The following is a 25,689-nucleotide window of genomic DNA, read 5'->3' on the forward strand; positions in this document are numbered from 1 at the left end:
GATTATGTCTAAAGCTTATGATGTTATTATAGTCGGTTCGGGACCTAATGGAATTGCCGCAGGTATTACATTACAGAAAGCAGGATTGTCTACGCTCATCATTGAAGGTCGTGATACTGTTGGCGGAGGCATGCGTACGGCCGATTTGATTGAACCGGGATATCGACATGATATCTGTTCTGCTATCCATCCAATGGCTTTGGCTTCTCCGTTTTTTACCGCTTTGGATTTACGGGCGCACGGACTGGAATTTATTTTTACGAAGTACCAGGCTGCTCATCCCTTTGACGATGGTTCTTCGGCATTTTTAAGTCGCTCTATTTCAGAAACTGCCGAGGGATTAGGTTTGGACAGAGAGGTGTACCGCGATTTGATTGACCCTATTGTTTCCGAGTGGGATTATATCGCTTCTGCAACAATGGGTCCTTTTGAATTTCCGAAACGTCCCCTTCTATTGGCTAAATTTGGACTGCAGGCTTTAAAACCAGCGGCTACAATGGTCCATAAATTCAAGGAAACTCATACAAGAGGATTATGGGCAGGTATGTCTGCGCATGCCATTCAGCCATTTACTAATATAGCTTCTTCAGCAATAGGCTTGATATTAAGTGCTGTTGGACATAAATATGGATGGCCTATTCCTAAGGGCGGATCACAGGCTATTGCCGATGCATTAGTTTCCTTGTACACTTCCTTAGGAGGCGAATTAAAACTTAATTATTTTGTAAAAAATATTGATGAGCTGGCACCGTATAATACCGTTATGTTTGACCTAACACCGAAGCAGATCTTAAAAATAGCAGGACATAGATTGTCAGCTGCCTACAAAAAAAAGCTGGAATCTTATCGTTACGGCATGGGGGTTTTTAAAATGGATTTTATTATTGATGGAGAAATTCCGTTTTTAGATGAGCGATGTGGAGATGCTGCTACTGTTCACTTAGGTAATACTTATGAAGAAATAGCTGCTGCTGAATCACTGACATCAAAAGGCGGATATCCCGAAAAACCATTTGTAATGCTCGCTCAGCAAAGTAAATTCGATAACAGCCGAGCACCTGCCGGTAAAAATACTGTTTGGGCTTACTGTCATGTACCTAATGGTTCGACCAGAGATGTTTCGGTTGCAGTTGAAAATCAGATTGAACGCTTTGCGCCGGGATTCAGAGAACAAATAACTGCAAAAAGTACAATGAATACAGCACAATTGGAAGCCTACAACCCAAACTATATCGGAGGAGATATCAATGGTGGTATTATAGATATCCGGCAATTATTTACCAGACCAACGGTACAGTTAAGACCCTATAGAACATCCGATCAACAGATTTATATTTGTTCATCTTCTACTCCTCCAGGGGGAGGAGTACACGGTATGTGTGGTTATCATGCCGCTAAAACAGTACTAAAAGATTGTTTCAATATTTTATTATAAAGGTATTTTTGTATGATGTTTTACATCATTGCGAAAATCTTAATTAAGTGCATCACTTCATGATTCAATAGAACAAGCTCATTAATCGTTATTATTTATAGTTACTTTTATTTTGAAAGCTAGATTTTTATTGTGTTTAACTCAGACATCTAAACTTATTAATTCATCTGAGGAGATATCTTTGTGATGAATTTTTAATTGAACATTTTTTCTTTTTATAAATAAAAAGAAAAAATGTTCATAATCTAATTGATTATTGTAATAATTGAAAGTATTGATAAAACTTGGACTTTAAATTCGATATTACGTTCCACTAAATTACTTGCCAAGTACTACGATATTAATTTCATTACCTGGTTCGAGACCACTAATACCTCCTCCAGTGTATTTGACGGTGTACTTTCCAGGTTTTATGGAATAGTTTTTTGCTAGATTAAATACAGTACTCACGCTATCATGAGGAGGTACTTGAATATAACTTTCTTCAGGAGGCGGCATCATCCGTTTGGCCATAGGGCCTGTAAATTCGGCTTCGTTCCCTTGAACATCTATAATTTCCATGTATTTACCTAAAAAGGGTTCAAAAGGTGTTTCCCATTTACAAAAACGTTGCATCGTATCTGAGTGGTTTGCCACTGTGAATGATAATATCACAGAATCGGTTGTTAAATTGTTAGAATAGGCTCTCAAATGTGTTGCCAGTTTGGGAATTACTGTAAGAGTTTGTTTTGTTTTACTTGCAGAGCTTACTGTTTTTTGATTTTGGCAACCTGTAAACATTATAATTCCTACACCAATTATTAAAGAGAATTGACGAACCATATTTTTTGAGCTTTGGTAGTTTATTTGAATGAAATTTCCGATACTTCTATTAATTCAGGACCACCCTCAATTGGATAACCTAAAACTTTTTTACCTTTCAGAGTGACTGATTTATTAACAAAGTCATCTAACTTGACGCGAGAGCTTTGCAATGCATAGGTTTTATTTTCCGAATTTATCTTATGTGTTCCATATTGAAAAGTAGTCATTCCTAGCGGAGTTATTTCTCCTGTTAGAACTATTGTACTCATACCACCAGTCTTTTTCATTGTGCAACTTGAAAGTAGGCCTACGAGCATGGATAACATCACGATCTTTTTCATACTTAAATAAACGCAGAAAAACGAAGTAATGCTACAATTTTAATAATTAAAATGTTGAGGTCTAATACTGGAAAAATTCTATTATAATCTTTCTATGATTATTATTTATAAATCGTTATTCATTAATAATTTCTCCGATTTAAAATTTTACAAGGTATTCGTTTTAGTGCTTCTTTATGAATGATTTAGGATATTCTTGATTCTTCAAAACAACGTTTTCGTGATTTATGCAATCGTTTGTTTCGTGCTTTTATTTTGTCAAACTTAAATAAAGAATCACTTTTATAGTAAACTAGAAGGTAACCAAAACCTATTATAGTTGTGAAATATTATAAACTTAAATTAAATTATCGATGAGAAAATTATGTTTTTATGCGTTTGTATTATCCTTGTTTAGTTATCTATCCTCATGCAAAGTTTCTGAGGGATGGGAACCTGTCATTTCTGATCCAGAACCACAAGGTTTAGCTATTGCAGATTCGGTCCAGCTTTTTAAAGTTACTCCGTCAGCGGCGACGGTAGCAGATCGATTACAGTTCCGTGCCAATCACAACGATATGCAGGTCACAGGTTATTATGCAGCTCCAAACAGTACGATCACTGTAAATGTTCATGTAATTAATGGTAATACAGCGGCTCGACTTGCCATAGGTACTCCTTTTAGAGATAACATAAGACCTGTAAGGCAGTATTTCAATCTCACTTCCGGTCAGCAGACATTTACGGTTGATGAGTATGGTGGTTTGGTTTATTTAATCTATACAGCTAATAATTATACAACAACTGGGGAAATCGAGATTTCCTTTGATCAAGGATTTATTCCTGTTCCTTTCTTTCAAAAAGGTAAGACTACACATCAACAGTGGATAAAGACGCTCGATTCTTTAAAGAATAATGTGCCAGATGTTGTGTTTTCATCAGACCGAACAGTTTTAGTCGCAAATATGGACGAGGCTTTATTATTTAAAAATGAAGATCAGCAGCTTATTGTCAATCGCCTAGATTCTATTATTAATTTTTCCAATTACATCAGTGGTTTAGGTGGTACAAACGGACTTCATGCGATACCCGATAATAAACACCTGATTACTGTACGAGATTCGGCTTCGGGCGGCTATATGGCCGCCGGTATTTCTATTTATTATACAGAAGGACTATCTTATCGTATGTTACAACCGAAATATCTTTCCAATACGAATGGCTGGGGTATTTGGCATGAAGTTGGGCATACTTATCAACAAAAGGGGTGGACCTGGGGTGGATTAACGGAAACAACGGTCAATGTTTACTCCTTGGCTTCTGAAAGAGGGTTTGGCCTTCCAATTAGTCGAATTACAGCTAATAACTTATGGCCGAAGCTAAGTAACTATTTTCTCAAACCTTTATCTGAACGAAATTATAATTCTGGAGACAATGATCTTAAACTTATTATGTTCTATCAGTTACAATTGGCATTCGGAGATAACCTATATATTCAATTAAGTAGAATAAATAGAGAGGAAAGGCCTAACGTTTCAAGCGATGAAGACAAAATGCGTTATTTTATGCTTACTACTTGTAAGATCACGCAAAAGGATTTATCGGACTTTTTTAGAAAATGGGGATTAAAAGTTAATGAATCGGTTTATACAGAAATAGCTAATCTACAATTACCTATACCTGCTCAGGATCTTACTAGTCTTAGGGACTAAATTCATGCTGTAATCATTTTGATGCAATGCATTCAGAATTCTGGAAAATTTACTGCATTGTATCCTAAACCTCTCTTGTCTGAGAAATTATTTCTCGACATGAGAGGTTTATTAGTAAAGCAGACTGACTGAATAAACTGAGCTACTCTCGTTTGGACAAAAGCTAATTTTTAGAGTTATATTGCTGTTATATTATAGAATAGTTCATTACCCTGATTTTATATCCTAATACATCTAAAAAATCCGTCCCTTTGTAATCTAAATTTCTTCGAGTTAAAACATGGCGCAGCAATTGTGAAGGCAAAAATGTTTTAACTTTTTTATATTTAAAACAATACCTTTATCATCATCGTTTATTAAGTATGCTGAAGTGACTAGTACAAATTAATTTGAATTATTTAAAGTAATAACCCGTGACGATCGTCTACAAATGCATGGATGCTACTCATACCTTAAACATGTCTTATAAAAAAACATCTTCAATATCCGAGGTCGTCAAAAACTATGGCTCACAATTGCTTCGTTTCATCAATGGAAAGGTTAAAAAGATAGAGGATGCTGAAGATATTTTGCAAGAAGTATGGTATCAGACAAGCCGGCTTTCTAATATCGACCAGTTGGAGAATATGAGCGGATGGCTTTATGCGGTGGCTAAAAATAAGATAACAGATCTATATCGTAAAAAGAAACCAGAATCTTTGGAAGATCATACCTATGAAGATGATGAGGGAAAGATACAGATTAAAGAAATATTACTGGCTGATGATACAAATGATGCCGAGCTGAAAATGTTCAAAGATCTTTTTTGGGATCAGCTTATGAAAGCTTTGGATGAATTGCCCGAAAAACAGCGAAATACATTTTTATGGCATGAGATTGAGGATATGACGCTACAGGAAATAGCAGATCAGGAAGGAGAAAGCATAAAGACTATCATCAGTCGTAAAGGATATGCTGTGAAGCATCTTAGAGAAAGGCTTCGCGTGCTTTATAATGAAATTTAATATTAAAAGATAACTTATGAACAATAGATTTAGTGGCAATAAAAAGAAAAAACTTTTTTTTATGATCCCTTGCGGAATCACACTTGCCTTATTATTTGTATGGGGAGTACAGTTACTCTGGAATGTACTTATGCCCGAAATATTTGGTTTAAAGATAATCTCTTTTTGGCAGGCTTTTGGTCTTCTACTCTTATCGAAGATTCTTTTTGGTGGTTTTAGATTTAAAGGTCGTAGAGGTGGCAGGTGTCATGGACATGATTTTAACAACCCTTCACAACAGTTCAGTGATGAGGATAGATCCAGATTCAAAGCAGAATGGAAACGTAGATTTTCAGCAGCTTGCCACGATCGGAATAGAAATGATGATGAAATTAAAAAGCAGTAAAAGGAATATAGATTAAAGTAAAAAAGAGCAACGAAATTCATTTTGTTGCTCTTTTTTTATACGCTACAATTTCTTTCAGGCCCATAATACTTTGAAAAAAGATATTTTTTTTAAAGTATTATGGATTCAAGTGCGTCTTCTATCAAAAGGCCTTTAAAATAATTATAAAAAAACAAGACATGAAAAATAAAATTCGATTTATCATACCAAAGCTCTTAGGAGTAACAATCGTTGTAGGTTTATTGTCCTTCGTCATCGGACTGCTTTTTAAATTATTAGTAGCAGCTACGATTCTGAGTGCGGTAGGGATATTTATAGCTAGCAGGATGCGTAATAAGAAATCTAAAAAAATGTTGCGGGAATATTGGACCCCGGTTACGCCTGATTTTAGAACAGATAACAGTTCGCCATTGCGTCCATTTTCTCACAAAGTTCAACACACTAATTTCGCCATTATCCCGATCAATTAATTTTAATACAAAGACAATGTTTAATAGAAATAATAACACCGCAGACTGTTTTGCTAAATACAGCAATTTAAAAAATCAATTTGAACAGCAATTTGGAAAGTTTAGAAATGAGTTTTCTCGTGACATACGTCCACTTGTCAATATCGAAGAGAATAGTGCATTTTTTACACTTCAACTCTATGCTGCTGGTCTCAAGAAAGAGCAGTTTAAAATTGAAATAAAAGATAAAATATTGACAATTTCGTATGAAGCCCCTGTGCAGGACCAGAGCGAAGAGCAGTATATGTACCGTGAATTTATTCCCCAATCTTTCCGTAGATCGTTCCAGTTGAACGAGCAGGTCTCCAATGTCAATTTAACAGCAAGTTATGAAGAGGGAGTTTTAACTGTGATTCTTCCAAAAGACAGCACATCTTATAGACCAGCCCAACATGTTAAGGTAGGTTGATGATTATTTGTGGTTTTGTAATAAAAGAAATGGCTTAGTGAAAACTAGGCCATTTTTTCATAAAAATAATATGAACCGTTTGTTATTAACTCTTGAGGGCTTCACCAGTTCTATGTTTTTCTCAATGTAAGAGGGTGCATATACTTTTTTAGGCTTTTAGAGTCGGTCAAGTTACTCAGCTAGGGACATTTTAGATTTACCATCAACAACAACTTTTTGTCATTAAAATGATTCTCTATGCAACGATATTTTACTGTTCAACAACGTGATCATGTGTCGTATTGAAATTACTCTCTTGATCCAGCGACAGGGAGATAAATGAAAGAAATGAGTTATACTTTTTAGGTATCGATTATTAATTAATTGATACTTTTTTGTTATTGTATGAGGTTTAGGAAGCCGTATTGATTGTTTATTAAAATCCTGATATGAAAAATGCCAGAGGTATTTTTGACTTTTTTGAACAGCAAACTTTCAATAGTCAGATATCATGTGAGATTGAAATATATACTTTCGGGAATGTTGGAAAGCAATTTGGATTGGCAATGGATAACCAAACTTTAACTAACGAATCTTTGGGATTGACAGCGCTGAGATCTTTGTATTTATCAAAGCTCCATATGATGAACAGGACGATTTTTTGACGAGCAGATCTTATTTATTTAATCTTTTTTATTATCCTTATTTTCTTGTGATTTCGGGGTATATTATTTTATATATTTTGGGAGCTACTTAGGAATGCTTCGCTTTTTTTCTTAGGTTGTCTCCATTTTTTATGCGCATAGGGTTGGAAATATGAGGGGTGAGAAATAAAATAGAGTCATTTTTTTGATGCAAAAATTGAATTAGATAATCACAAAATAGCATTTTTCAAAACTTTTTATTTGGGTAATTTTACAGCATGTTAAAGGGGTAAAATAATACAAATTACAAAATAGCTTAAAAATAAGATGAAAAATTGATTATGGGAAAAATATATGCAATAAAATCATTTAAAGAACTATCTAATGAGGAGCTCTACCAAATATTAAAGCTTAGAAGCGAGGTGTTTGTGGTAGAACAGCATTGTGTTTTTCAGGATATGGATAACAAAGATCAGGAGAGTTTACATGTTATGTGCTATATAGATAACAAGTTAGCTGCATATACTAGAGTTCTTCCGGAAGGATTGAGTTTTGAGGAAGTATCTATAGGAAGAGTAATTACATCTCCGCTTTATAGGGGGCTTGGATTAGGAAAAGAAATAATGGAACAATCAATAGCGGTTTGTGAAAAGCTGTTTGGTATTACGCCTATACGAATTGGTGCACAGCTTTACCTGAAGAAATTCTATAACGAATTCGGATTTGTGGAAATTGGTGATGTATACATTGAGGATGGTATCGTACATATTGAAATGGTAAGGAATTCAAATAATTAGATTAGGTTAAGGACGTTTTTAATAATGATATTGGGATCATCTTTACGCCAGTTGATGTAAAGATCTGTATAAAAAGGTAGTGAAATGAAACGAACACCTGTTGCATTGTTGAGATCATATGATTGGGGTAAAATAGAAACACCTAGCCTTTTTCTAATCAGAGGTATAATAGTTGATCCAAATTGACAAGAAATGTAGGATTCTGAATCTATGTCATAATGGGCAAAAACCTTTTTAATTAGAGTAGCATAACTGCTATTTAATCCTCCATAGGTCAGTATAAACTTTTGAGCACTGAGATTAGCGTTAGAAATATCGTCGCTAGTTTTAAAATCATGATCTTCAGGGACAACAAGACAAAGATTTTCAGTACTCAGTTTTTTCGAATTAATAAATGGGGAGTGGTTGATATCTCTGCTGAATAACATATCAATTTTGTAATTTTTTAGTGATTCTTCTTCCTCTTCATAAGCAAGCTGTAGCAGCTCTATTTTTAATTTCGGAAAAACGGACGAAATTTTTGATATCATGTCGGGCAGGACTGCTGAAGACAAGGAATCTGGATATGCCAACTTGAGTGTGCCACACTCCCCTAAATGGATTTGAAGAGCTTGCTGCTGTATGATATCAAGATTAATGAGTTCTGCTTGCCACTTATCCTTTAGAAACACACCTGTGGCCGTTAATTTTACATTTCTCTTGTCTCTATAAAAAAGTTTGAGATTCAATTCGCTTTCCAAGGCCATAATCTGCCTGCTAAGTGCTGATTGAGTAATACCTACTTTTTCAGAAGTATTCCAGAAATGTAGTTCATCGGCTAATGTAAGAAAGTATTTAATCTGTTGAATATCCATCATGCAATTTAATCAAAAATCGGATATGTCATTGATAATTGAGATATTTAATACCTGTATTAGCACTTACGTAAGGTAGAATTTTTGTGATTGTAGAAGCTGAAAAAAATATGAAATGTTTAAATTATGAATTGGAATTTTTACCAGATAAGATAACACTATGCAAAATATAGCAATAAAAAGAGTTACTCTTGATGACATTACAGTACTGCAGAAAATCGGCAGAGAAACATTCTTTGAAACATTCTCCAACAGCAACTCGGAGGAAAATATGCAACAGTACTTAGAAGATGGTTTTTCTGTTAAAAAGCTCAGGGAAGAATTAGGGAATAGGGACTCTGAATTCTATTTTGCGGTACATGATGAATACGTAATTGGTTATTTAAAACTAAATTATGGAAGGTCACAAACCGAATTGAAAAATGAAGCGAGTTTAGAAATCGAACGAATTTATGTATTACAGAAATATCAAGGAAAAAAAATTGGCCAAATACTATATGAAAAAGCAATTCAGATTGCACATGATAAACAGGTCAAATATGTATGGTTAGGTGTTTGGGAACAAAATCTGCGAGCGATTAATTTTTACAAAAAAAATGATTTTATCGAGTTTGATAGACATATTTTTAAGTTGGGTAATGACGCGCAGACTGATATTATGATGAAAAAAAATATTACCATATAACGATCGTTTTTTTAAGTGATTTAATATCATATTGTAAATTCATAAATATCTAAATAGACATGAATAGGTTCTTTGCGTCTTTTTACCTGTAAAAGATTTCTATTGAGAAAGAAGCATTGATGCGATCGGCTGTAAATCTAGAATTGCTACTATATTTTAAGGAGAGGCTTAATATTGGGAAGTCTATGTTAATTTTCCAGAAGCCAATTAATTCCTACGACCAACATGATGATGACAGCAATTACATATTTTATTTTGATCACTTGTTGTTTTCGATAAGCAATGTAAATACCACAGGCCATAATAATAGCAAAGGCAATAATAATCCAGCCAAATGAGAGATTATTTCCAAGTTTAATTTCCATTATAATTTTAGTTTTGATTTAAATGTTGATGATGTTGTAAAATGAATGTTATTTAATCTTTTTCAATTATAACATTGGTTATTTTATAATTGAAATTAGTATTGTCTCGTTCGCTTTCAGGTTTTTCTAACTCAGTGTAATGTACTGTACCTGTCATCTTATATGTAGTATGTTTTTCGAGATTAATCTTTTCTCCAGTATTATCAACAACGTAAAAATCTTTAAGTGAGTATTTTTTTTGGTCCATTGGAATCTCAAATAAAACGTTATTCTTATTCGTTCCAATAGGAAGAATAACACTGGTTGCAGTAAATTTTTCCGAGCTGAATGCACTGGATTTTACAACGAAATTCATAGGTATGAACGTTGATTTACCTGATGAAAAAGTAAATAGGGGAGCATCAAATTCACCAATTAATGTTATAGATTTATCCTCATTGTCATAATTGGATTCCATTGCTTTAATGGTATCGATGGATGAACCATTGCAAGAGGATAGGGATATAAGACCAAGGGATGCGAACAGCAGAGCTGGTATTTTTATTGCCATATAGCGTTTTATTATTGTATGGTTAGTTCTCTATTTCTATAAAAATACAATGTTATTGAATAAATTTTGAACAGCATTTTAAATTCGTTAAAGATGAATTTAAATTCGTTATAAGATGGGCTTCTATGTAAAAGAGGGTGATTGTGAAGGAGTGTATAAAAAAGGAAGTATTCAACTAGAACACTTCCTTTTTTATGATGTTAAATCACTGAGAACCATTTTTGGTAAAGATGTCCAATAAATGGCAACTCTTTTTCTTCTCCTTTAACAGCACTTAGGATACCTAAAACAAGCATCACAAGAATAGCAATTCCGATGACAGATACTAAAATATTACCAACCATGGGAATAAATCTTAAAATGCCGGCAACTAGTGCAGTAACGGTTATTCCGATACTTTGGCGAATATGAAATCTTCCTAAATTGGTCGCATTTTTACTATTCATAACAAGTGCGGCGACAAGGCCGATGATGGTTAAATAGGCTATTATTGCAACTGTCTTTCCATCATTGGTGTCTGCCGAAATGTTTTTATTCTCTCTCATAACTAATTATTTTATTTTCCCCAAATTTAGAAGCTTTGCCTATTTGAAACTATAGCCGAAATTGGGGGTATTTATAATACGAGAATAGTAATGCGATTAAAATGATCTCAATAACCTAGAAAGTCAGCACTGTATAATGAAAAGAGTTGGTTAGACCAATATTTAATTCTTTTGAAATGAAATGTTCAGTACTATTTTTGGTTAATCACTATCCACGCTCCAATAGAAAACATCGTGATATAAACCTTTTTATAATGTAATCTATATTAACGAGATGAATAAGGTATGGTTAGTTAATTATCAAAATCTAAAGCTTATATCTTAGATTTTGATAATTATTTTTTGAAAGGTGAAATTTTGATCACATAACAGTGGCTGTGATGTGTATCGTTAGCTATGATCATGATACAGTGTAATAGACATGTAAATCGGTCTTGAATAACATAAATAGATCTGTTGTAGCTATTTCAATTATTAAAAAAACTATTTTGATCATTCTTATTGATTTATTGCTGGTATAGCTGTAATGATTTTTGTTGTAGCTAAATTGATCAAAAGATTTAGTCTGTCTTTGTATGTCTGCGAAATTTCTCCACTTATGTTCGGATCAAATAATTCTTTTTTTGAAATTGGCACACTGTAAGGAAGTGGCCATGCCCGGAGTGATTTGGCGATCGCATCCATGGTATTGATTCCTTGCATCGCTTGTACCCCATCCGCCCAACATACTAGCCCCACTGTTTTATCCGTTAGGTATGGATTATTTTTCTTAGCACTTACCTCTAGCCAGTCTAAACAGTTTTTCATGACCCCAGGGATGCTTCCATGGTATAATGGAGCTAACCAGAAGTGTATATCGGCCTCCCGAAACAGGTTGTTCATAACCTGTACACCATTAGGTATTCTGGTCAATGTACAGTCGAATAGCGGAATACCACTATCTGCAAGGTCAAATATGTGACTTTCAATGCCGAAATTTTCTAATCCTGATTTTATGTATCTGGATAATAGGTTTGAGGTAGAAGATGATCTTCGTTCTAATGCTCCGTTAAATATTATTGCTTTCATAGCGCTTATTTTATTATTTAAAAATGACTTTAGGCAGACCGATTTCACCATACATAAGTGTTCTTACAATAGGTTTTAAACGTTGAGTTGCTAACATATAGAGTGCGGGATGTAAATCAGGCCGTGCGCGGAGGACTACTTTTTGATTTTTAAATGATGAGATAGATGCATTTTCAATATTTGATTTCCACAGTTCTAATTTCATAGAATCAACATCTATGAAATCAAAATGAGCGGCATGAGGTTGTAGTTTATCGGCTATGATCATATATACCCAGGGTGGAATAATAGCATCAGCTGAACAGTACACTGCAACTGTTTTTGCCACAAATACGGAAAAATCAATTTCTGAAATAGCTATTTTGAATTCTTTCTCTTTTACAATCATGCCCATAAAAAGTAGGTTTTTAATATCAAATTCTGCTATTTCATCTGCTGGCATAAAGTCCAGCAGATCGAAAGCGATTATGCCAGATGCAGTTACTTTATTTATAAATTGTTCCTCTGCCATTTTGCGTTTATTTATAGATGGTTGCACTAATTTAAATTGTTAAAAGAGCCTCTTCGTATTTTTTTTCAACAGCAGCCCAGTCTAATACTGACCAGAAAGCATCTAGATAATCGGCTCTTTTGTTTTGATATTTAAGGTAATAGGCATGTTCCCAAATGTCCACCCCTAGTATAGGCAATCCTCGATTTGTTACATTAATATCCATCAGTGGATTATCTTGATTTGGCGTACTGCTTATCGCTAGCGCACCACTGTAGGAAACAAATAACCAAGCCCAGCCTGAACCAAACTGTCCTGATCCTAGTTTTTTAATTTCTTCTTTAAGTTGATCAAGACTACCAAAGCTCCGATTGATGGCTTCGACCAATTTTCCTTCGGGAGTAGTTTTTGCTGTGGGTGAAAGGATACTCCAGAAAAGGGAGTGATTATAATGACCGCCTCCATTATTACGCACCGCTGGACTGTATTTACTGATATGTTTTATTAAATCAGGAAGTTTCAGATTTTTGATGTCGTCTTGTTCAAGTGCCTTGTTTAAATTATCCACATATGCTTGATGATGGCGGCTATGGTGGATGGTCATGGTCAGGGTGTCAAAGTGTGGCTCTAGTGCTTCGTAGGTATAGAGAAGGGCAGGGAGTTCAAATTTGCTCATAGTATAACTGTTTTAATTAAATCCTTGAACAAATTTAAAGAGATTTATTTAATAAAACAAGTATAATCTTGTTTTATCATTGAGCTATAAATTCTGTTGATATATGCTTCAATTTGGCACGTAAAAATTACAGCTTGTTGAGAAGCGAAGAAGAATTGCAGCGATGTACCTGTAGAAAAATTGTTCTTAAATTCAAGTATAAAGCATTTTCATATTGTCTATGCAATTCTACACTAACCAAATCTCAAATAAGGGGTGTTTACAAGTAAATCACCCCTGTGATCATCATTTAACTAAGATAGTTATTGCATTCGTTTTTATCATTTTCCACTTTCATTTTCCTCATATCTTTCTGTGGCCGATTTATCTTCTGCTACACCAGATTTCCAGTAGGAGTACGCATAAAGTTCTTCTTGTTTCCAGCCTTTTTCTTTTCGTAAATAATGACGTATTTCTTTCACAGAAGAAAATTCTGCCGCTACATAACCCGAGCGGGAGTGCTCTGGAAGTGATTGTTGTTTAACAACTGCTGCTATGTTACTGCCTAATTGAGGACTGGAGTTGTAGAGCCAAATAAATTTGATATCCGCTTTGGTCGATAATTGCTGTTCATCCTCTTTGCTGTGTACTTCGATGATACAGATACCTTTTGCTGTCTCGGGCAGATCCTCTAATATTGCTCCAAGCACCGGAATGGCAGTTGCATCACCTACTAAGAGATAGTTAGCTGCTTTCCCGTATAATTCACTTTTACCATCTTTCATTAAAACACCCAGTAGATCACCTTTTTGAGCATGAATTGCCCAAGAAGATGCAGATCCTTCATCACCATGTGCAACAAAGTCAATATAAATTTCTTTTTTTTGAAGATTGATGCCCCTATGTGTGTAGGTTCGAACTATAGGACGAATCTCATCGGGTTGGGGTTTCCACTGCTTTTTGTCATAATCAAATTCTGGAAAATAAACGGTGTTGATTCCCGCGGGAGGTATAAGTATCTTGTTGTTGACTCCGATTGTCGTATTACTGAATGCTGGAACACTTTCGCCTGTGAGGAATATGCGGATATAATGTGGTGTAATATATGCTTTACGGCTTACCGTTAATGTAGCCTGTAGGGGTTTGAAATTTTGTTTACTCATTTTATACGTTAATTAACTTATTTTCTTAATGGTCTCTTGAAAATCTGCAACGTGATTATTTCATTTTGGGCATCTGTACTTGATGGGAATAATGATAAGCGGAGCGGTGCATATTCAATTTTACTATTAAGAATAATTCTAAATAATTTATATATTTGTGCAAATATAAGAAGTTAATTACCCTAAAAAGGTCTGTGAAAAGGAATAAAAGATCCGCGAGAAGGAGAAACTGAATCAAAATTTAACATATAATGACGCTACGATTGTACAATACCGATATCTCTAATTTGCTTTTGGAAAAAGAGTATCCGGATGTTTTACCTGCATCGGATGGTGGAATACAGGAATATACAACTCATCTCGAACTTCCAATCGGAAAGGGATGTTACCGTGAAATATATTTTGAGGGAGTACATATTGGTTTTGGTGATGCTATTTTGTCCAATAATCTAATGCTGTATTTTGAAAGTGATTTTGAAACAGTAGAGATGCATTTTGCTCTAAAAGGTAAAAGTACTGCGATCACAGAGCATTTTAAAAAAGAGGTAAGTTTTGATTCTCACCAACATAATATCATTTATGCCAACCAGCTACATGGGAAGATGAAATGGGAAAGTGATGTTTTTCAGTTATTTGAGATTAATTTGGCCCCGTCATTCTTTAAAAGATATCTTCCGGAGGATACTCTTTTATTTGACAGATTTCGAAATGCAATTGAAAAGGGATATTCTGAGACAATAAATGTGGAAAATAATCGAATTAGTCGTCAGATGTATGAGATTATAGATGACATTATGAACTGTCAGAGAAAAAATGTTTTTAAAAGAATGTTTCTCGAGGCAAAGGTAATTGAGCTCCTATTGCTGCAGTTTGAACAACTGAGCGAAGTGGCTCACATCCATGTTTCTTTAAGAAAGGAAGATATTCATAAAGTGTATGCGGTGCGGGAGTTTATTATGAATAATCTCAATAATGCTTGTTCATTGATTGAGCTGGCACATCATGTGGGTACAAATGAGTTTACACTTAAAAAGGGTTTTAAAGAGCTGTTTGGAACAACAGTTTTTGGATTTTGGACGGATGCTAAAATGAATCAGGCTAAACTGATGATTACCGAACAGGATATGAGTATCAGTGAGGTTTCGGACAGTATAGGATATAAAAATCCACGTCATTTCTCGGCGGCTTTTAAAAGAAAATTTGGTGTTATCCCGAGCCAGTTTAAAAAGTAAACTACATCGGTCTCATTTTTAGCTGAATACCATCCTCACATAATATGTTAAATTTATTCACTATTGTTAATAGTAAATAAAGGTTTAGCGTACAAATATGTAAAGCACCGATATCGTTTCTTGTTATTTATTCTGTACCGCGGTTTGTCTTCTTCATTAATATTCTAGCTTTTCTTAATTGCAACGTGGCATGATGGAGTAATTTGGCATTATATAAAATCCATCCGCCTATCATTCCGATGACGCTTCCGATAAAAATATCAATCATACGTGCAAAAAAGATCTCGTTGGTGTCTTGCGTTAACTGTTTACCAGATTCAGAGAGGAAAATAGTTAGGATCGTAATAAAAACAACTGCAATTGCATAATTCCTTACGACTAAGAATTCTACGATGACTTGCAATAGGGTAATACTTATGACCATAATAAGTGGCGTTGGGTTTCCTGACGCAATTAGCCAGGTAATTCCAAGACCAACTAATGTTCCGGTTATACGCTGTGTTGCTCTAAGCCAAACATGCTTAGAGCTGCTTCCCTGCATTACCGCTAAGCAAGAAATGGGGATCCAATATGGTTTTTCAATGTTTAACGAAAATGCTACAGCTAAAGAGAAAGCCATAATGAGTCCAAAAATGAGAGATTCTACAATATTGGTGTAACTCGATTTACGATGAATGCTATTTTCGGGCTGATTATTCTTTTTTAGAGTCAGTAAGCTATATATTAAACCGATACCACAGGTTAATATGGTTCCCATTGCAACATAACCAATTTTTTCGGCTATATTTTCAGGTTGAAAAGGGGAACAAATGGCAGTAGATGCCAGCATGATGAAGAAGAAATTGCCTGGTGGACGGGTAAGTTGAAGCTTATGCAGGGAGTAATGTACTCCGAAGGAGAAAAGACCCAATGCAATAGGAGCAATCATTGGGTTGAACGAAAATAACAATCCAACCGAAAAAGATAGCATAAGCCCAAAACAACAAGTCATCAGTAAGATCATGCGTTCGATAAGCTTATCTGATTGAATGTATAAGATTGATAGTCCAGCTAGGGATCCCAGCTTTCCAGCTTCAATGTTGTCCATATACCAGCCCAGAATCATAGGAATGCCTACACTTAATCCTGCGACGATGGGAAGATGCCATTGTCTACTTGTTTTATTAAATTTAAAAAACGATTCCATGAGTTCTTCTTTTTGACCTGGTTTCTCTAACGAATTAGTTTGTGGCTCTAATTTAAAAACCAAACAAAGGTAATGATGTTTTTTATTTCTGATAATTTTCCATTCTCATTTTAGACTGTTGACTCTTTATGCAAAAAACTGGAAGTAGTATTTTATGTTTTAATTGAATATCTAAATGGAAAGCTCATTGTGAGTCTGCTCTCTTTAGGTTATTTCCGATTACTAAAAAAGTTAAACCTATACAGAGGGATAAGATAAAATAGCAGATCGCTAATGTCTGTTGGTCACCAACATTCAATAGACTGACCAGGCTGTAGCTGGCAAAAGAAGTCACGATATAAGCCCCGCCACTGGTTAATCCACCTGCTGCGCCTGCATATTGTGGGAACCGTGTCAAACAATAGGTGAAGTAGATGTTGTACATAAATCCCATTAGGAAATGCATTAATAAAGCAAAAAACATCAGAGAAAATAAGCTGTAATACCAGAATGCTGTTGCAAACATTAAACAGGCTAATGTGGCTTGTCCGATTGTTGCTAGTCGTAGTTTTTTTAGCATAGACTTTGCTAACATAGCTTTACTCAGTAGGCCTCCGAACAGTAAAAATAAGCCAGAAAGAAGAGACATATTTCCGGTCATGACAGGAGAAAAATTAAAGTCATGCTCGATCATAAAAGGTGCAGACATCCCAAATACAATAGCCATAGCGTAACTGAATCCCAATAGCACGATGCCCATGCTGAAGTCTTTAGTGCTCAACATCACTTTAAAAGCATTAACTGTACCCGAAATGCGGTAGGGTTTTTGTTCTTTTAGTGTTTCTCCTGTAAACCGGTACTCCAATAGAAACATAATGAGTGCATAAATAGCAAGGAAATAAAAATTTCCTTTCCAGCCAACATAATTTTGCAGAAACCCGCCTAAGAATGGTGCAAGAATGGGGGCGGATGACCATACAATAGATAGTAATGAGGTGTAATTTTTTAATTTGTCACCGTCATAAACATCCACGAGAAAGCTACGTTTGGATACCATAATAATAGAAATGACTAAGCCTTGGATGGCCCGCATACCGATTATAAAATAAATATTGGAAGAGTTGATCAGTAAGATATTGCTCAGGATAAATAGTACTAATGCTAACATGCTTAATCTGTAACGGCCATAACTGTCCACTAAACTTCCTAGAAGAAGTTGTCCCAGTCCATAAAAAATGAGATAAACTGTCAGGGTTAATCGGACACTTGATATGGAGGTTCCCAATGCGGTTACCATATCCGGAAAAGAAGGGATGTAAATGTCCATCGCAAAACCGGAAAGCGGTATAAGCATAAATGTCAAAATAGTACTGATACCCTCGTGTTTCTTTTCTTGTCTTCTCATCCTAAAATCATATTATCTTGATCAACCTGTTTCCTTAATGCTGTCAGCAAAATTAAAGGAAGATCGATGTATTAAAAAGACAGGATTCAAAGTTATTTTTACGAAAATCAAACTTGTTTCATAAATCTTTCCCGGTGAATTTTAGGCGTAATAAGCGCATGCTTTTTAAAGAAGGAAGTAAAGTGTTGCGGATATTCAAAACCTAGACCCTGACCGATCTGTCCGATGGTCCAGTCGCTATTTTCCAATAGTTTTTTACCCTCTAATAATAAGCGTTCCTGAATATGCTGAGAAGTCGACTTTCCGGTCATTGCCTTAAGCAGATGGTTGAGATGATTGATATGGGTATTTAAACGATTGGCATAATCAGCAGGACTTTTTAAATACAGAATCTGTTGCGGTGACTCTAGTGGAAACTGATTATTTAATAGGGTGAAAAACTGATGTACTAATCGGTTGCTTGCCGGAATGCGCTGTCCATCGATGGTTTCGCGATGTACTTTGATAACGTTGTAGATAATGAGACGCAGTATGCTGTCAATGATTTCATTTTTAAACATATGTCCATCCATATGTTCTGACGCAAGTCTTTCAAAATAAAAAAAGAGCTCCTGGAATTTTGCCTGATCGAGATGGATGTAGGTAAACGGTTTCGCTATCATCTCTTCATGCACGCGGTCGAATTCTAGTTTCATTTCTTTGGTTAAAAATGATTCATTGAAAAGGCAGACGTAACCGTCCTGATTTGCAGCAAGTGGTTCCCAGCCATAATTGACTTCCGGGCGTGAGAAGAATATGGTGGGCCGGTCTACTTTTAGCTCACCCTGATCTGTAATTAAAATTCCGGGATTCTGTGTGAGTGTTATTTTGTAATAGTCTCTGCGTGCATAGGGGAGACTTAGCATACAGCTCTCCGTTTTGATGACATTGAAATGTAAAGCATTCCGTTGAGAATGGATGAGATCTAAAGGGATTTCTTTCTTTATATTGGTATAATAACCTAATAAATCTTCTGTTTGCATCTTTTTAATTAATTACATAATTCAAAGATAGTGAATTGCTTTTTTATACGGAGAGAGTAGTTGAAATGTTGTGTATTTATTACAGCTGCTTGCATAGTTTAATTATTTTTTAGGAATAATTTCTACCCATTTTTTTTCCAAGTATAGGGTCGTTCCTTTGATTTTGGTTGCATCTATAAATGTGGCTTGAACAAAGTTCCCAGTGATATTTTTATATTTTAATTTTAGGCCTTTCTCATCCAACCCGGAAGTTTCATAATAGGCGCCTAATGGAAGTTTAAAGGGATTGTTCTTAACGTCGTTGGTGAAAATGGATAGTAAAAATAGTCTTTTGGAATTGGTGTCAGGTTTTTCATAGCCAAATATACGATGATCAAGTCTCATATTGGCGTGCAACGATGGGATGTCGCTTTTAACATGTAATGCTGGATAATTAATTTATTCAAGTGTTTTATTTGCTTCCAGTATTAAGTTGTTGATACTTTGGTTAATGGAACGGATAACGGCTTGTAATTGGTTGATCATAGCTGCTCTGGAGTGTAAATCATCAGCAAAGTAAATGCCTCCATCAGAAAATATAACAGATTGGTTTCCCTGATTTTCATTGCTATCAAACTGATAATCGATCCATCGTGTTTTGAGATTGTGCAATAGGGAGCTACTACCATCATTACTAAATTCTTTCTCACTCAGCATATACCAGATAAAAGGTGAAAAGCTTTGATCCGAATCATTTTCTGTCCACACATTTCGTAATAGGTTATGAGGATGAAAAAACTCAACCTTTTTTCCTTTGGGATTTAAGGTGAAAAAACCAAGGCCTCCACCAAGAACCCCACCTGTAATACCTACAGCATTATTGACATTATTATTGGTAATGAGAGCTCCGGCTATTGATGCAGCCGCACCCAGTGCAATAGAGCCCACGACAAGTTTATTATTTCTTGAAGCATTGATATTATCTATATATCCAGCGACCTGATCGACGCGTTCTGCTTCACAATCTAGTTCGGCTGCTGCGGCATTGATATCTGATAGTGCTAGAAGCAGTGTTCTATTGACCTTATTGTTGATCGTTAGCTTACGAATTTCTGCACTAACACTAGTATTGCCTTTAAGTTTTTGTAATTCTTTTATCTCCTTGGTCAGTCCAAGAGCATAAAGCATAAGGATATTTTGCCTTGAGAATACACTGTTTAATTCATCGTGGATGGCTAGAGAATCTATAGCGTAATTAGGTAATGTCTGCTCTGCCTTTAGAAAGTAGGTTGGTGGTATGCAATAACTATTTTTAAGGGTCAGCATAAATGCTGTATTCTTATTAACGGAGCAGGACGTCATAAACCCTATAAATAAGGCTGTTGTAATGATTTTCGATTTGGTTGCTAAAAACATAATGATGCTAATTTTGTATATTATTGGCTCAAATCACTATAATTCTGTACGGTTAATAATAACTGAATATACCGAATTTATTTTATTACTGTTGCTTATCGGTAAAATATCTGTCATAAAGTGTGTTTTTAATTAATATGGATTTAATATGTAGGTTGTTTTTAGCTGAGTGATTTGGATGAACTAAAAAGGAGATAGCCAGGTAAGTCGTACTAATAAAATTTGAATTTCAGGTTTCGTTATTTAATAGCAGGCTGCCGCAGTGGCTTGATATTTAATCATCATGATGATGCATTTGTTATTTATAATCATATAGCAAGAATTATTAGTTTTGGAAAAATAGGTTTACATTAGAGAAAGTGAAAATATTTCTGGACTAATTGAACCGGTACATAAAGGGAGCAGTGTGAAAATTCAGTACTATGTGAATTTCAACTGTTATTCGTATTGTAGATGAGTCATAAAACATAAAAATCAATGGAAAAAAGAACAGTACTTGTATCAGGCGCTAGTATTGCTGGTCCGGCTTTAGCATTTTGGTTACATCGATTTGGTTTTGATGTCACCATCGTAGAGCGTGCAGAAGAATTGAGATTAGGCGGACAAAATATAGATGTTAGAGATGAAGCTCAGAAAGTAGTACAGTTAATGGGGCTCGAAGATGAAATCAGAGCAGCAAATACAGGTGAACTAGGAATCCGTTTTGTTGATGTTAACAATCATACTTTAGCTGAATTTCCTAAAACTAATGGTGGATTCGGAACCGCAGAACTTGAGATTTTGCGTGGAGATCTTGCGCAGGTATTTTTTAATGCGACTAAAGATAATATTCCCTATATTTTTGGAGATCAGATTCTAGCTTTAGTAGAAGCTGAAGATAAAGTGAATGTTACTTTTAAAAATAGTACTCCGCGCTCCTTTGATTTGGTCATTGCTGCTGATGGAATTCGTTCGTCAACACGGAAGCTAATTTTTGGAGATGAGCCCGTGATCAAATATATTGGAGTTTACTGCTCTTATTTGACTATTCCACGTATTGATTCTGACACGTCATGGGCTTATTGGTATAATGCACCAGAATCAAGAGTATTAAACCTAAGACCAGATAATGTAGGAACCACCCGTGCATCATTTTCTTTTCTATCGCCAGAGAAAGGGTACGAAAAACTTAGTTTGCAAGAGCAGAAAGGAATTTTGAAGCAAAAGTTTGCTGATGCTGGTTGGCAGGCACCACGTCTGCTACAAGGATTGGAGGAAAGTAAAGATGTTTATTTTGATAGTATAAGTCAAGTGAAGGCACCTCGATGGACCAATGGAAGATGTGCTATGGTTGGGGATGCGGCTTATTGTCCAACTCCGATGTCAGGAATGGGGGCAAGTCTTTCTATAGTTGGTGCATATGTATTGGCTGGAGAATTGTCGAGACACCAGAATCATCAAGATGCCTTTGAAGCTTATGAAAAGTTAATGCGCCCTTATGTTGAAGATATTCAGAATCTACCCCCGGGAGTACCATGGCTAGCACATCCGAAAACAAAGTTTGGAATCAAAGTGTTCAATACTGTCCTAGGAATTGCATCAAGTAAATTAGTGAAAAAAATAGCAAAGCTCTTTGGCGGAAAAGGGAAAAAAGAAATAAAAGAGCGTATCCAATTACCTTATTATAACAAGTAAATTGATTAGGTAGATTAGTATATAAGTAAATTATGAAAGTGCTTATAAAAATGAGGCATGATTAGTGCATAAATTGTTTTGAAGATAGGTTTTTATAATACTTGCCGATTTACTAGACCTAATGTTTCATAAACTCTATCAGATTTTAAATTTCATATTATGAGATCGGTGTTGACGATATTATTCTTTTCATTTTTGTTTACTGTACAGGTGTATGGGCAGAGTAAAAGTGTTTTTGAAAAGACTGTAGATTCTTTAAATTTGATTGGTCAATCTGAAAAGATCATCCCATATTTGGAGATGCAGGTAAAAAATCATCCTGAAAATGAGGTTTTGTTACGCTTAACGGGATACCAATATCTCCAGATAGGTAATTTAGTACTGGGTGAACAATACTACAGGAAGGCACTTTCCATCAACCCCTCCTGTTCACGTTGCTATTTAAATATAGGTCTAATCTATGCCGCTAAAAAAGATTTTACTCAAGCTTTAACTTACTTGGATACGGCAGTGGCGATTGATCCAAAGGATTATCGACTGTTTGATGCTCGAGGTACGATATATCACCAATTAAAACAACCAAAAAAGGCTTTGGAAGATTATGCTAAGGCAATCCAATTAAACCCGAATGATTTGCGACCTTATTTGAACAGAGCTCAAGTGTACTTTGAGCTGGAAGATATGGATGCCTCCTGTCAGGATTTTACTACTGCAAAAATGCTCGCACAACAGTTAAAAGTTAATGACCCCGCATTTTTTAAAAGGATAGATGATGCATTGCTGGATTTTTGCGATAATAGTAAAGCTAGCTTTTATTACCAACGCGGAGTGGCTTTTTATAATTTAAAAAAGTTTGATAAAGCGCTGGAAATTTATGATTCCGGGCTCACTAAATTTCCCAATAACGCTATGCTTTTATCTTTTCGGGGTAACACACATCTTGCGCTAAAAGATTTTAAAAATGCAGCATTAAATTATGATCATGCATTAGCCAATAAAGAGGGGTTGATGAGGGAATTAAAACGTAATCCGAGGTTTGCATATATGAGCGAGCAAGATATACAATCTTATTACAATGCATCAATAGCAAGTATATATTATAATAATGCCGAATGTAAAGTTCAATCTGACAATCTGGATGAAGGGTTATCTGCTATAAATAGCGCAATAACGTTAATGCCTAATGGTAGTAGTTTTGAAAAGGAGTTATATTGGAATAGAAGGGGACATATTTATTTGCTTCAACATCAATATAAACTTGCTTTGGCAGATTTTGATCAGAGCATCCAGAGCAATGATAAATATGCAGTAGCGTATGTCAATAAAGCAATTGCTCAAGTATGTTTATCTGAAAAATCGGAACAATCAAAAATAATTATTAGCAGTAAATTGCCGAATCAACCGTTTAAAATGAACTGGGTTATGAAATCCAAAAAAGATAAGCCAAATCTGTTAAATGCTTTGGGAGATTGTAATAAGGCAATTGAGCTGGATCCTAATAACGGGTTTTCATATTATGTCAGAGGGCAAATTAAACAGCTTTTGAATGATGTATATTATTGTTCCGATTTGCTCAAAGCAAAAAGAATGGCTATTCAAGTAGAAGATATTTTGCTAGTTGATTGTCTGAAATAATAAATATAAAAATTACGAAAATTAAGTTGATTCGAAAATGAAAATCATTAAATATTTGCCCATAGGTTTAACCTTAGTTGCTACTAATGACTATACACAAACAAAATCTGCTAAAAAAGCTACTACCAAAAAGACAAATATAACTGGACCACCTACAATTGTAATTCATGAAGAATATAAAGAAACTGAATTATCTTCCCCGAGGCTTTTGCTTGGAAATAAATGTAGATACGACCCTAGCCCCAAATGTTATTTTTAGAGAGGTGATCGAAATAAGTGGTAATCGGGTTGATAGCAGAGCTTCCTTTAAAGATTGGAAATTAGGGATAAAAAAGATCGAAAAAAGGATACTATTGTAGAGTGTAGAATTAGTTCAAGCATACTGATGAAGCTGACAAAATATGATGCAAATGTCTCTTACTTTAATCAATAAAGAGACGCGAACATTTAAAATATTTTATGATCAGGATAAGAAAATAAATTGTTTGCAGGATCTCAGTTATAAAAATAGATATGAATTGACAGAGTTTGAAGGAGCAACACCTGTGATCTAGTGGTATAAAAAAATAGGTATTTTTAAGAGAACATAACTTCCTTTAAATATTAAGAACTAATACCGCTACTATCTTTGTAGTGAGTTTGCCTAAAGTTATAGTCAGCTTAAAGGTCAAAGTAAAAAGAGCTAATTCATGTCCATCTGATTTAGCTCTTTTTTGCTGTTGTACATATGGTAAAGATCTGAGAATTGAGATATTTAACTGCTCACTTACGAAAAAGTTATATCGTGAAAATCATCGTTATCAGCGATTGAAAATTCTTTTTTGAAATGATCATATTTATATAATGAAGTGCCATAATTCAACAAGGATCTACCATTATCGTAATTGTTTTGATAGAATATCGGAGCATAATATAATGTAATGCCGATGTTTTTAAAATCATATCGTATGCCAGTAGTGATATAAGTCTGAATCATTTTTTCTTTTTGATCACCGGTGAAGGGTTCTATTTCCATATAGCTATTTTCATTTTCCCAGTTTTCTATCTCTTTGACCAAAAAATTAGCATCATTACGGTTAAAAAACTGTCTTTTATAGCCTAAGTTTTGAATATTTTCAGTCAATTCAATTTCAGCCACTATTTGTGGAGGCTCAGGATATTTTAAACGATAATCTTGAAGCTCTTGAGTGAATCGGTCATTTTTTTCCTTTTCCTTTTGCTCGAAGAATTCTTCTAGAGTAATGTTCTCAGTCTCAAGTTTATCCTGAATTTCTTTTTTTAATCTTAATTTTGGCTTTCGGTTTTCTTCTTTATTCATAATACTGGTTATTTATAGGTAACTAACTTTTTGTTGTACCTCGGTGTATCAAAACTTTTCAATCATTAAATAAATGGTATATGATCGTGAATCCTTTATAAATCGTGTCGTGAATCCTCTTTTGATTCTCACAAACCATGTGAAATATAAACTTTAACGTGTTTGTTAGATTTATTTTAAAAATAGTATATAATTATAGGGTTAATATACGGAATAAAATTCAATCATTTATCTTATGATGTAATTATTGCTACTTATTGGAAACTATCTATTTTTATTTTAAATTGTTGTACAGCAGTTTCTTTCAGGAATAATGATGTTCGTGCAAAAGATTATCTTCTTTTTTATTAAAGAAAAATAAAAAGTTTATCTATTTATGGGATTTTCCAACAATTGTATTTCTGGTAATTATACTTCACTGAATCTTAATTTATTAGGAAGGTTTAAAGATCAGATAAATTTCATTTGAT

General features: G+C 34.7%; 30 protein-coding genes. 14 read left to right on the forward strand and 16 right to left on the reverse strand.

Going from position 1 to position 25,689, the window contains the following annotated elements:
• The first annotated feature begins 4 nt into the window (after window positions 1-4).
• Window positions 5-1,435, forward strand: a complete 1,431-nt coding sequence (locus ACFS6I_RS13560; RefSeq protein WP_380921355.1) for a phytoene desaturase family protein — start codon at window positions 5-7, stop codon at window positions 1,433-1,435.
• 318 nt (window positions 1,436-1,753) lie between these two features.
• On the opposite strand, the gene ACFS6I_RS13565 is transcribed toward ACFS6I_RS13560, so the two are convergent.
• Entirely contained in the window at window positions 1,754-2,089 is a 336-nt protein-coding gene (locus ACFS6I_RS13565) for a hypothetical protein (protein WP_380921357.1), read from the reverse strand.
• Window positions 2,090-2,277: 188 nt separating this feature from the next.
• On the reverse strand, window positions 2,278-2,580 hold the full coding sequence (locus ACFS6I_RS13570) for a hypothetical protein (RefSeq protein WP_380921359.1): 303 nt from the start codon (window positions 2,578-2,580) through the stop codon (window positions 2,278-2,280).
• Window positions 2,581-2,933: 353 nt separating this feature from the next.
• On the opposite strand from ACFS6I_RS13570, the gene ACFS6I_RS13575 reads away from it, so the two are divergent.
• From ACFS6I_RS13575 to ACFS6I_RS13605, 7 genes are all read left to right on the forward strand, one after another.
• Complete coding sequence (locus tag ACFS6I_RS13575) at window positions 2,934-4,271, forward strand: M60 family metallopeptidase (protein WP_380921361.1); 1,338 nt, start codon at window positions 2,934-2,936, stop codon at window positions 4,269-4,271.
• Window positions 4,272-4,729: 458 nt separating this feature from the next.
• Window positions 4,730-5,275, forward strand: a complete 546-nt coding sequence (locus ACFS6I_RS13580) for an RNA polymerase sigma factor (RefSeq protein ID WP_237682795.1) — start codon at window positions 4,730-4,732, stop codon at window positions 5,273-5,275.
• A 16-nt stretch (window positions 5,276-5,291) separates the two neighbouring features.
• Window positions 5,292-5,660 (forward strand): hypothetical protein, encoded by a 369-nt coding sequence (locus ACFS6I_RS13585; protein ID WP_380921364.1) that lies wholly within the window; start codon window positions 5,292-5,294, stop codon window positions 5,658-5,660.
• 179 nt (window positions 5,661-5,839) lie between these two features.
• Window positions 5,840-6,130 (forward strand): hypothetical protein, encoded by a 291-nt coding sequence (locus tag ACFS6I_RS13590; RefSeq protein WP_380921366.1) that lies wholly within the window; start codon window positions 5,840-5,842, stop codon window positions 6,128-6,130.
• A gap of 16 nt (window positions 6,131-6,146) precedes the next feature.
• Window positions 6,147-6,578 (forward strand): Hsp20/alpha crystallin family protein, encoded by a 432-nt coding sequence (locus ACFS6I_RS13595; protein WP_380921368.1) that lies wholly within the window; start codon window positions 6,147-6,149, stop codon window positions 6,576-6,578.
• A gap of 428 nt (window positions 6,579-7,006) precedes the next feature.
• Entirely contained in the window at window positions 7,007-7,222 is a 216-nt protein-coding gene (locus tag ACFS6I_RS13600; RefSeq protein WP_380921370.1) for a hypothetical protein, read from the forward strand.
• Window positions 7,223-7,542: 320 nt separating this feature from the next.
• Complete coding sequence (locus ACFS6I_RS13605; RefSeq protein WP_380921372.1) at window positions 7,543-7,998, forward strand: GNAT family N-acetyltransferase; 456 nt, start codon at window positions 7,543-7,545, stop codon at window positions 7,996-7,998.
• Here ACFS6I_RS13605 and ACFS6I_RS13610 read toward each other — a convergent pair.
• Complete coding sequence (locus tag ACFS6I_RS13610; protein ID WP_380921374.1) at window positions 7,995-8,855, reverse strand: LysR family transcriptional regulator; 861 nt, start codon at window positions 8,853-8,855, stop codon at window positions 7,995-7,997. The two genes, ACFS6I_RS13605 and ACFS6I_RS13610, sit on opposite strands and share 4 nt — an antisense overlap.
• A gap of 157 nt (window positions 8,856-9,012) precedes the next feature.
• Between ACFS6I_RS13610 and ACFS6I_RS13615 the strand changes: the two genes are divergently transcribed.
• Window positions 9,013-9,537, forward strand: coding sequence for a GNAT family N-acetyltransferase (locus tag ACFS6I_RS13615; RefSeq protein WP_380921376.1), 525 nt, complete (start codon window positions 9,013-9,015; stop codon window positions 9,535-9,537).
• A gap of 188 nt (window positions 9,538-9,725) precedes the next feature.
• On the opposite strand, the gene ACFS6I_RS13620 is transcribed toward ACFS6I_RS13615, so the two are convergent.
• The 7 genes from ACFS6I_RS13620 to ACFS6I_RS13650 form a co-directional block, all read right to left on the reverse strand.
• The gene (locus ACFS6I_RS13620) at window positions 9,726-9,902 is read right to left on the reverse strand and encodes a hypothetical protein (protein WP_021189353.1); all 177 of its coding nucleotides are present in this window, start codon (window positions 9,900-9,902) and stop codon (window positions 9,726-9,728) included.
• Window positions 9,903-9,954: 52 nt separating this feature from the next.
• Window positions 9,955-10,452: a hypothetical protein gene (locus tag ACFS6I_RS13625; RefSeq protein ID WP_346580700.1), complete on the reverse strand. Its 498-nt coding sequence runs from the start codon at window positions 10,450-10,452 to the stop codon at window positions 9,955-9,957.
• A 200-nt stretch (window positions 10,453-10,652) separates the two neighbouring features.
• A complete protein-coding gene (locus ACFS6I_RS13630; protein ID WP_380921379.1) occupies window positions 10,653-10,997 on the reverse strand; it encodes a DUF4870 domain-containing protein in 345 nt (114 codons plus the stop codon).
• A gap of 498 nt (window positions 10,998-11,495) precedes the next feature.
• Window positions 11,496-12,065 carry an NADPH-dependent FMN reductase gene (locus ACFS6I_RS13635; RefSeq protein WP_380921381.1) on the reverse strand — a complete coding sequence of 190 codons (570 nt, stop codon included), beginning with the start codon at window positions 12,063-12,065 and terminating at the stop codon, window positions 11,496-11,498.
• 13 nt (window positions 12,066-12,078) lie between these two features.
• A complete protein-coding gene (locus tag ACFS6I_RS13640; RefSeq protein ID WP_132770321.1) occupies window positions 12,079-12,576 on the reverse strand; it encodes a DUF2480 family protein in 498 nt (165 codons plus the stop codon).
• A gap of 31 nt (window positions 12,577-12,607) precedes the next feature.
• On the reverse strand, window positions 12,608-13,231 hold the full coding sequence (locus tag ACFS6I_RS13645; RefSeq protein ID WP_380921383.1) for a superoxide dismutase: 624 nt from the start codon (window positions 13,229-13,231) through the stop codon (window positions 12,608-12,610).
• A 320-nt stretch (window positions 13,232-13,551) separates the two neighbouring features.
• Window positions 13,552-14,373, reverse strand: a complete 822-nt coding sequence (locus tag ACFS6I_RS13650) for a siderophore-interacting protein (protein ID WP_380921385.1) — start codon at window positions 14,371-14,373, stop codon at window positions 13,552-13,554.
• A gap of 251 nt (window positions 14,374-14,624) precedes the next feature.
• Between ACFS6I_RS13650 and ACFS6I_RS13655 the strand changes: the two genes are divergently transcribed.
• Window positions 14,625-15,605 (forward strand): helix-turn-helix transcriptional regulator, encoded by a 981-nt coding sequence (locus ACFS6I_RS13655; protein ID WP_380921387.1) that lies wholly within the window; start codon window positions 14,625-14,627, stop codon window positions 15,603-15,605.
• Window positions 15,606-15,732: 127 nt separating this feature from the next.
• Here the strand turns inward: ACFS6I_RS13655 and ACFS6I_RS13660 are convergent, their stop codons facing one another.
• The 5 genes from ACFS6I_RS13660 to ACFS6I_RS13680 form a co-directional block, all read right to left on the reverse strand.
• Window positions 15,733-16,791 (reverse strand): FUSC family protein, encoded by a 1,059-nt coding sequence (locus tag ACFS6I_RS13660; RefSeq protein WP_132770308.1) that lies wholly within the window; start codon window positions 16,789-16,791, stop codon window positions 15,733-15,735.
• 184 nt (window positions 16,792-16,975) lie between these two features.
• On the reverse strand, window positions 16,976-18,175 hold the full coding sequence (locus ACFS6I_RS13665; protein WP_380921389.1) for an MFS transporter: 1,200 nt from the start codon (window positions 18,173-18,175) through the stop codon (window positions 16,976-16,978).
• A 107-nt stretch (window positions 18,176-18,282) separates the two neighbouring features.
• Complete coding sequence (locus ACFS6I_RS13670) at window positions 18,283-19,197, reverse strand: helix-turn-helix domain-containing protein (protein WP_132770305.1); 915 nt, start codon at window positions 19,195-19,197, stop codon at window positions 18,283-18,285.
• A 102-nt stretch (window positions 19,198-19,299) separates the two neighbouring features.
• Complete coding sequence (locus ACFS6I_RS13675) at window positions 19,300-19,581, reverse strand: hypothetical protein (protein ID WP_346580708.1); 282 nt, start codon at window positions 19,579-19,581, stop codon at window positions 19,300-19,302.
• A gap of 54 nt (window positions 19,582-19,635) precedes the next feature.
• A complete protein-coding gene (locus ACFS6I_RS13680) occupies window positions 19,636-20,592 on the reverse strand; it encodes a hypothetical protein (protein ID WP_380921392.1) in 957 nt (318 codons plus the stop codon).
• Between the two features lie 477 nt (window positions 20,593-21,069).
• Here ACFS6I_RS13680 and ACFS6I_RS13685 point away from each other — a divergent pair, with 477 nt between their 5' ends.
• The 4 genes from ACFS6I_RS13685 to ACFS6I_RS13700 all read left to right on the forward strand — a co-directional run bounded on the left by ACFS6I_RS13685 (window position 21,070) and on the right by ACFS6I_RS13700 (window position 24,455).
• Complete coding sequence (locus ACFS6I_RS13685; protein ID WP_380921394.1) at window positions 21,070-22,266, forward strand: FAD-dependent monooxygenase; 1,197 nt, start codon at window positions 21,070-21,072, stop codon at window positions 22,264-22,266.
• 159 nt (window positions 22,267-22,425) lie between these two features.
• Complete coding sequence (locus ACFS6I_RS13690; protein ID WP_380921396.1) at window positions 22,426-23,901, forward strand: tetratricopeptide repeat protein; 1,476 nt, start codon at window positions 22,426-22,428, stop codon at window positions 23,899-23,901.
• A 167-nt stretch (window positions 23,902-24,068) separates the two neighbouring features.
• Window positions 24,069-24,260, forward strand: a complete 192-nt coding sequence (locus ACFS6I_RS13695; RefSeq protein WP_380921398.1) for a hypothetical protein — start codon at window positions 24,069-24,071, stop codon at window positions 24,258-24,260.
• 51 nt (window positions 24,261-24,311) lie between these two features.
• A complete protein-coding gene (locus ACFS6I_RS13700) occupies window positions 24,312-24,455 on the forward strand; it encodes a hypothetical protein (protein WP_165905894.1) in 144 nt (47 codons plus the stop codon).
• Between the two features lie 212 nt (window positions 24,456-24,667).
• Here the strand turns inward: ACFS6I_RS13700 and ACFS6I_RS13705 are convergent, their stop codons facing one another.
• Complete coding sequence (locus ACFS6I_RS13705) at window positions 24,668-25,219, reverse strand: hypothetical protein (RefSeq protein ID WP_380921402.1); 552 nt, start codon at window positions 25,217-25,219, stop codon at window positions 24,668-24,670.
• Window positions 25,220-25,689: the final 470 nt, after the last annotated feature.

Origin of the sequence: Sphingobacterium anhuiense (assembly GCF_042686355.1) — a bacterium.
Classification (GTDB): Bacteria; Bacteroidota; Bacteroidia; order Sphingobacteriales; family Sphingobacteriaceae; genus Sphingobacterium; species Sphingobacterium anhuiense.